This is a genomic window from Massilia sp. CT11-108, assembly GCF_047302915.1.
Classification (GTDB): domain Bacteria; phylum Pseudomonadota; class Gammaproteobacteria; order Burkholderiales; family Burkholderiaceae_D; genus Telluria; species Telluria orientalis.
In genome coordinates this window covers 1-248 of sequence record NZ_JBKYMO010001663.1, presented here as the reverse complement: position 1 = coordinate 248, position 248 = coordinate 1, and the positions used below count along the sequence as shown (strand labels likewise).

Sequence of the window (248 nt, the reverse complement as noted above, 5' to 3'; positions counted from 1 at the left end):
GTATGCTCAGTCACCTGTTCGGGTGAGGCAAACGTCTCGGTAGCAGGCTCACTGGCTGGCGCCTGCGCCGAAGGCGCATCGTCAAAGTCGTCGAATGCGCTGTCGAAGTCGGCGTTGTTGCCGACTGGCTTGGACGCGTCGGTTGCGGTGGCTGTTGTGGCTGCTGGGGCGGCGAAGGAATCACCAAAGCCCTGATCAAAGTCATCGAAAGACCGCTGGGTAGGGGCACCGAATGGATCGGTATCTGA

1 protein-coding gene is annotated in these 248 nt (G+C 60.5%); it reads right to left on the bottom strand.

The annotated features are described in order from the left end of the window. Window positions 1-248: hypothetical protein (locus ACEN88_RS35960; protein ID WP_413347162.1), on the bottom strand; the 248-nt coding region annotated here is incomplete at both ends.